Raw genomic sequence first — 5717 nt, forward strand, 5'->3', positions numbered from 1 at the left:
CCGCCCGGGCCGACGCGCTGGCCGTCGTCGTCGGCGCGGTCGCGGTGCAGGGGCCGGGACTGACCGTCGTGCTGTCCGACGCCCCGCAGGACGCCACCGCGGCGGACGCCCCGACGGGCTCGGGCCGCGTCCTGGACCGCGACCTGCAGACCGTCGTGAACGGGCTGTGGCTCGCGGGTGCCGAGGCGGTGGCCGTGAACGGGCAGCGGCTGACGTCGCTGTCCGCGATCCGGGCCGCGGGGGGTGCCGTGCTCGTCGACTACCGCCCGCTCACCCCGCCCTACACGCTGACGGCCGTCGGCGACCCGGCCACCCTGCAGACGCGGCTGGCCACGGCCGCGGCCGGGCGCTACCTGCGGGCCCTGCAGGACAACTACGGCATCGGTGTCTCGATCGAGGCGGCGGACTCCCTGCAGCTGCCCGCGGCCTCGCGCCTGGAGCTGCGCAGCGCCGTCCCCGCCGGTGCGACGCCGTCCCCGACCTCGCCGTCCCCGACCTCGCCCGCCCCGCGCGGGTCGGGGTCGGGCACGACGCCCGGTGACGGGTAGCGTTCCCGCCGTGATCGCCGCTGTGGGACTCGTCCTCGGCATCGTGGCCGGGGTGCTCCTGCACCCCGAGGTGCCGCTGTTCCTCCAGCCCTACCTGCCCATCGCCGTGGTCGCGGCGCTGGACACCGTCTTCGGCGGCCTGCGCGCCGTCCTGGACGGGATCTTCGACGACAGGGTGTTCGTCGTGTCGTTCCTGTCCAACGCGGTGGTGGCCGCCCTCATCGTCTTCCTCGGCGACCAGCTGGGCGTCGGGTCGCAGCTGTCGACCGGTGTCGTCGTGGTCCTCGGCGTGCGGATCTTCTCCAACGCGGCCGCCATCCGCCGCCACCTGCTGTCGGCGTGAGCACCGCACCTCCGGACGGGGCGGCGGCGACGCCGCGCGTGCGGGCGAACCCCTGGCGGCGCCTCGTGCGGGCCGCGCGGCCGCGGGCCACCCGCGCGCAGGTGCTCGCCGGCCTGCTGTGCGCGGCGCTCGGCTTCGGCGTCGTGGTGCAGGTGCGCCAGACCGACACCGCCGGGCTCGAGGACCTGCGGGAGAACGAGCTCGTGCGCATCCTGGACGACACCACCGAGCGCAGCGACCGCCTGGGTGAGGAGGTCCGGCAGCTGCAGGCCGCCCGCGACGAGCTGACGGCCGGCAGCGACTCGGCCGAGGCCGCCGCCCGGGCGGCGCGCTCGCGCGCCGACTCCTACGGGCTGCTCGCGGGCACGCTGCCCGCGCGGGGTCCCGGGATCACCGCGACCGTCACCGACCCCGCCGGGGCGGTGAGCGCCGCGCAGCTGCTGCAGACGGTGCAGGAGCTGCGCGACGCGGGCGCCGAGGCGCTGCAGATCGGCGCGACGCGCGTGGTGGCCAGCACGGCCTTCCTCGACGCCGCGGCCGCGGCGGACGGGGGCGTCGTGGTCGACGGCCGCCTGGAGCAGCCGCCCTACGTGGTGCGCGCCGTGGGCGACCCGCCGACCATGGCGACCGCCCTGGACATCCCCGGCGGCGTGCGGGAGACGTTGCGGCAGCTGGGGGCCCAGCTCGCGGTGACCACCTCGCAGGACGTCGCGATCACCGCCTTGCACGCCGTCTCGGCGCCTCAGTACGCTCGCCCGGCGTCACCGGCGCCGGAGCAAGCCCCGCCTCAGTAGGGGGGGACCGTGCCGGTCGGGGCCGGCGCGCCCGTGACCAGCACCGTGCGAGGAGAACCGATGTCCGACGTGCCCAGCGAGCTGCGCTACACCTCCGAGCACGAGTGGGTGCGCGTCGAGGGCGACGGCACCGTGCGCGTGGGGATCACCGACCACGCCCAGGACGCGCTCGGCGACGTCGTCTACGTGTCGCTGCCGGCGCCGGGGGAGGCCGTGACGGCGGGCGCCTCGTGCGGCGAGGTGGAGTCGACCAAGAGCGTCAGCGAGATCACGGCCCCCGTCGGCGGGACCGTCGTGGAGCACAACCCGGGCCTGGAGACGCGGCCCGACCTCGTCAACGCCGACCCCTACGGCGAGGGCTGGATGTTCACCCTGACCGTGGACGACCCGGCCGCGGTCGAGGGCCTGCTCGACGCCGACGCCTACCGGGCGCACGCCGGCTGACGGCACGTCCCCCTCCGCCGTCCCGCGCCCGCGGTTCACCCGTCGGGGTGGACCTGCGGTGGAGGTGGAGGGTCGCGAGCCCGCGCGGCTACGCTGTGCACAGTGATCGTCGCGGTGGCCGTCGCGGGGCGGGAAGAACGCGTCCGGGCCGGCTCGGCGCCGTGGGAGTTCTCCGGAGGGTGGTGCGATGTCGTCGTCAGGTGACCCGTCGTCGGGTCGTGCTGAGCCGGGCGCAGGCCCCGGCCGTCCCGAGCCGCGCGAGGCCGCGGGGGAGGAGCGTCCCGTCGACTCGACGATGTCCTTCGCGGGGCTCGCCGTCCCCGAGGTGCACGAGGTCGAGGGCGGTCTGTCCAGCGACGACCAGGAGGCCGTCGACGCCCTGCCGCACGCGTCGGCGCTGCTCGTGGTGCGGCGCGGGCCCAACGCGGGGTCGCGGTTCCTGCTCGACGCCGAGCGGACGTCCGCCGGCCGGCACCCGACGAGCGACATCTTCCTCGACGACGTGACCGTCTCCCGCAAGCACGCGGAGTTCGTGCGCTGGCCCGACCCGGTCGCCGGTCCGGGCTTCCGGGTGCGCGACGTGGGCAGCCTCAACGGGACCTACGTCAACCGCGAGCGCATCGACGACGCGCTGCTGCGCGCGGGCGACGAGGTGCAGATCGGCAAGTACCGCATGGACTTCCACGCCGGGCCGAGCGCGGACCGCGAGGAGCCCCGGGAGTGAGCCCGGCGGCGTCGCGCGCGCAGCACCTCGACCCGGGGACGCCCCGCATGACGATCGGCGAGGTGCTCGCGGTGCTGTCGCCGGAGTTCGGCGACGTGACGATCTCGAAGATCCGCTTCCTCGAGGAGCGGGGGCTGGTCGAGCCGCAGCGCACCGCGGCGGGTTACCGCAAGTTCTCCACGCGCGACGTCGACCGGCTGCGCTACGTCCTGGCCGCCCAGCGCGACCACTACCTGCCGCTGAAGGTCATCCGCGAGCACCTCGACGCCCTCGACCGCGGGCTGGAGCCGCCGCCGCTGCCCGGTGCCGAACCGCGCGTCCCGCAGGCCGTGCCGCGCGAGGACGTCCCGGCCGCGGACCGCTTCGACGGGCGCACCGCGAGCCTGCGGCTGACCCGCGCGGAGCTCCTGCGCGACTCCGGCGTCGAGGAGGAGCTGCTCGCCGCGCTGGAGGGGTTCGGCGTGCTGGCCCCCGCCCCGGGCGGCCCCTGGTACGACGGCGAGGCGCTGGAGGTCCTGCGCTCGGCCGCGGCCCTGGCCTCCTTCGGCATCGAGGCGCGGCACCTGCGGATGTTCCGCACCGCGGCCGAGCGCGAGGTGGGCCTGGCGGAGCAGGTGGTGGCCCCCCTGCAGCGCCAGCGCGGCGGGGAGTCCGCCACGCGCGCCGAGGACGTCGCCCGCGAGATCTCCGCCGCCTGCCTGCGCCTGCACGCCGCCCTGGTGGCCAGCGCGCTCGGCCGGCTGTCCGGCTGACGCGCGGCGGGGCACCTCGCGGCCCGGGACGCGGCCGCGGGGTACGGTGACGACGTGCGCGCGCTCGATGTCATCGGCGTCCGGGTCGAGATGCCTTCCAACAACCCCATCGTGCTGCTGCGGGAGCGTGGCGGAGACCGCTACCTCCCGATCTGGATCGGTGCCCCCGAGGCCAGTGCGATCGCCTTCGCCCAGCAGGGCGTCGTGCCGCCGCGGCCGCTGACGCACGACCTCCTCAAGGACGTGATCGAGGCCCTCGGGCGCACGCTCCAGGAGGTCCGGATCGTGGCGATGCGCGACAACGTCTACTTCGCGGAGCTCGCCTTCGACGGGGGCCTGTCCGTCAGCTCCCGCACCTCCGACGCCATCGCCCTGGCCCTGCGCGTGGGCTGCCCCATCGTGGGCGCCGACGAGGTGCTGGACTCCGGCGGCGTGCCCGTCCCGGACGAGGACGAGGACGAGGTCGAGAAGTTCCGCGAGTTCCTCGACCAGATCACGCCCGAGGACTTCGAGTCCGACGAGGGTGGCGACGCACCCCGCTGAGGCCCTCCACCGCCCGCCGGGCGGTGGTGGGCAGCGGTCCCGGCGACACGTCGGCGTCCCCGCCGCGCGCCTCGTTGACGCTCCGGGGGTGCCGCTCTACGGTCGGTGTGCAGGACGCCCCTCGTCGTACCTCGACGCGCGGCGATCGACGAGGAGGCCGGCGTGAGCAGTGGCGGCGACGCAGTCGCAGGGTCGGCACGACGGGCGGAGAAGCCCGCCCGTGCCCAGGGCCTGCTGTTCACCGAGGACCTCCCCGACCTCGACGACGACGTGGGCTACCGCGGTCAGACCGCGTGCAAGGCGGCCGGGATCACCTACCGGCAGCTGGACTACTGGGCCCGCACGGGTCTGGTCAAGCCGAGCGTGCGCGGCGCCTCCGGCTCGGGGTCGCAGCGGCTGTACGGCTTCCGGGACATCCTCGTGCTCAAGGTCGTCAAGCGGCTCCTGGACACCGGGGTCTCGCTGCACCAGATCCGCACGGCCGTGACGCACCTGCGCGAGCGCGGGGTCGACGACCTCGCGCAGATCACGCTGATGAGCGACGGGGCCAGCGTCTACGAGTGCACGTCCGCCGACGAGGTCATCGACCTCGTCCAGGGCGGGCAGGGCGTCTTCGGCATCGCCGTCGGGCGCGTGTGGCGCGAGGTCGAGGGCGAGCTCGCCTCGCTGCCCAGCGAGCGGCCCGCCGACCGCGGCGAGACCGTGTCGCCGGCCATGCTGCTGGCGGACGAGCTCAGCGCCCGCCGCCGCACGCGCGAGGCCGGCTGAGCGCCGGCGCGGACAGCGTCGGGAGGGGCCGGGACGACGTCCCGGCCCCTCCCGTGCGTCGGCTCCCCCGCGGGGCGCCGGCGTCAGTCGAGCAGGTGCGCGTTGCGCATGGCGCGCAGCGCGAACGGGTCGACGACCCAGTCGTGCGCGTCGGGCAGCCAGTGCACGGCGGCCAGCAGGGAGTCCGACCAGGTGCTCAGCAGCAGCTCGAGGCTGACGCGCCACGCGTGCTGGTAGCCCTCGCCGTCGTCGGCGAGCACCAGCTGCTCCACCTGCGTCGGGCCCGGCGCCAGCCGCACGGCGACGAGCTCCTCGTCGCGCGCGAACAGCGGCAGCAGGCCGGGCGGCGCCGGCACGCCCACGACACCGGGCGTGGTCCGCGCGAGCGCGTCGGCCAGCCGCAGCGGCACCCAGCCCCCCGGCCCGACCGTCGGCGACTGCGCCCGGTACCGGCTGCTGCGGTACGGGTCCACCCCGTCCACGCGCCGCCACCACGTGCGCGCCCCGCGCGGCAGGGGCAGCCCGAGCTGGTGCTCGGCGGCGTCGAGCGCGGCCTCGTCGACCCCGGGCCGCAGGCGCCCCGCGATGTCGGCGCCCGTCCGCGTCCAGTGCCGCCGCAGCTCGTCGACGAGCCGGTCGACCCGGCGGACCTCCTCGGCCACGAGCGGGCCACCGACGCCTCCGCGGCCGAGGAGGTCCGCGCGGCGCACGATCCCGTCGCGCACGGGCGGTCCGGCCGGCGGGGGCGGGGGCCGGTACGGACTCCGCGGACCGCACGACGCGGACCGCGGAGTCCGTACC

General features: G+C 76.3%; 9 protein-coding genes. 8 read left to right on the forward strand and 1 reads right to left on the reverse strand.

Annotation, left to right across the window (positions count from 1 at the left end; genetic code table 11):
• From GTR02_RS19155 to GTR02_RS19190, 8 genes are all read left to right on the forward strand, one after another.
• Positions 1–548, forward strand: a 548-nt coding sequence (locus GTR02_RS19155) for a DUF881 domain-containing protein (RefSeq protein ID WP_166609082.1), incomplete at its 5' end; no start/stop codon positions are given.
• 10 nt (positions 549–558) lie between these two features.
• Positions 559–891 carry a DUF1290 domain-containing protein gene (locus GTR02_RS19160; RefSeq protein WP_166609083.1) on the forward strand — a complete coding sequence of 111 codons (333 nt, stop codon included), beginning with the start codon at positions 559–561 and terminating at the stop codon, positions 889–891.
• Complete coding sequence (locus GTR02_RS24700) at positions 888–1685, forward strand: DUF881 domain-containing protein (RefSeq protein WP_166609084.1); 798 nt, start codon at positions 888–890, stop codon at positions 1683–1685. Before GTR02_RS19160 ends, GTR02_RS24700 begins: the two co-directional genes overlap by 4 nt.
• Before the next feature lie 60 nt (positions 1686–1745).
• Positions 1746–2129: a glycine cleavage system protein GcvH gene (gene gcvH / locus GTR02_RS19170; protein ID WP_166609085.1), complete on the forward strand. Its 384-nt coding sequence runs from the start codon at positions 1746–1748 to the stop codon at positions 2127–2129.
• Positions 2130–2316: 187 nt separating this feature from the next.
• Positions 2317–2853 carry an FHA domain-containing protein gene (locus GTR02_RS19175; RefSeq protein ID WP_276611087.1) on the forward strand — a complete coding sequence of 179 codons (537 nt, stop codon included), beginning with the start codon at positions 2317–2319 and terminating at the stop codon, positions 2851–2853.
• Positions 2854–2900: 47 nt separating this feature from the next.
• Positions 2901–3605 (forward strand): transcriptional regulator FtsR, encoded by a 705-nt coding sequence (gene ftsR / locus GTR02_RS19180; RefSeq protein ID WP_166609090.1) that lies wholly within the window; start codon positions 2901–2903, stop codon positions 3603–3605.
• A 54-nt stretch (positions 3606–3659) separates the two neighbouring features.
• Positions 3660–4148 (forward strand): bifunctional nuclease domain-containing protein, encoded by a 489-nt coding sequence (locus GTR02_RS19185; RefSeq protein ID WP_166609086.1) that lies wholly within the window; start codon positions 3660–3662, stop codon positions 4146–4148.
• A 162-nt stretch (positions 4149–4310) separates the two neighbouring features.
• On the forward strand, positions 4311–4916 hold the full coding sequence (locus GTR02_RS19190) for a MerR family transcriptional regulator (RefSeq protein ID WP_166609087.1): 606 nt from the start codon (positions 4311–4313) through the stop codon (positions 4914–4916).
• A gap of 83 nt (positions 4917–4999) precedes the next feature.
• On the opposite strand, the gene GTR02_RS19195 is transcribed toward GTR02_RS19190, so the two are convergent.
• A complete protein-coding gene (locus tag GTR02_RS19195; protein WP_166609088.1) occupies positions 5000–5641 on the reverse strand; it encodes an SMI1/KNR4 family protein in 642 nt (213 codons plus the stop codon).
• Between the last annotated feature and the right edge of the window lie 76 nt (positions 5642–5717).

Source organism: Kineococcus siccus (assembly GCF_009906795.1).
GTDB classification, from domain to species: domain Bacteria; phylum Actinomycetota; class Actinomycetes; order Actinomycetales; family Kineococcaceae; genus Kineococcus; species Kineococcus siccus.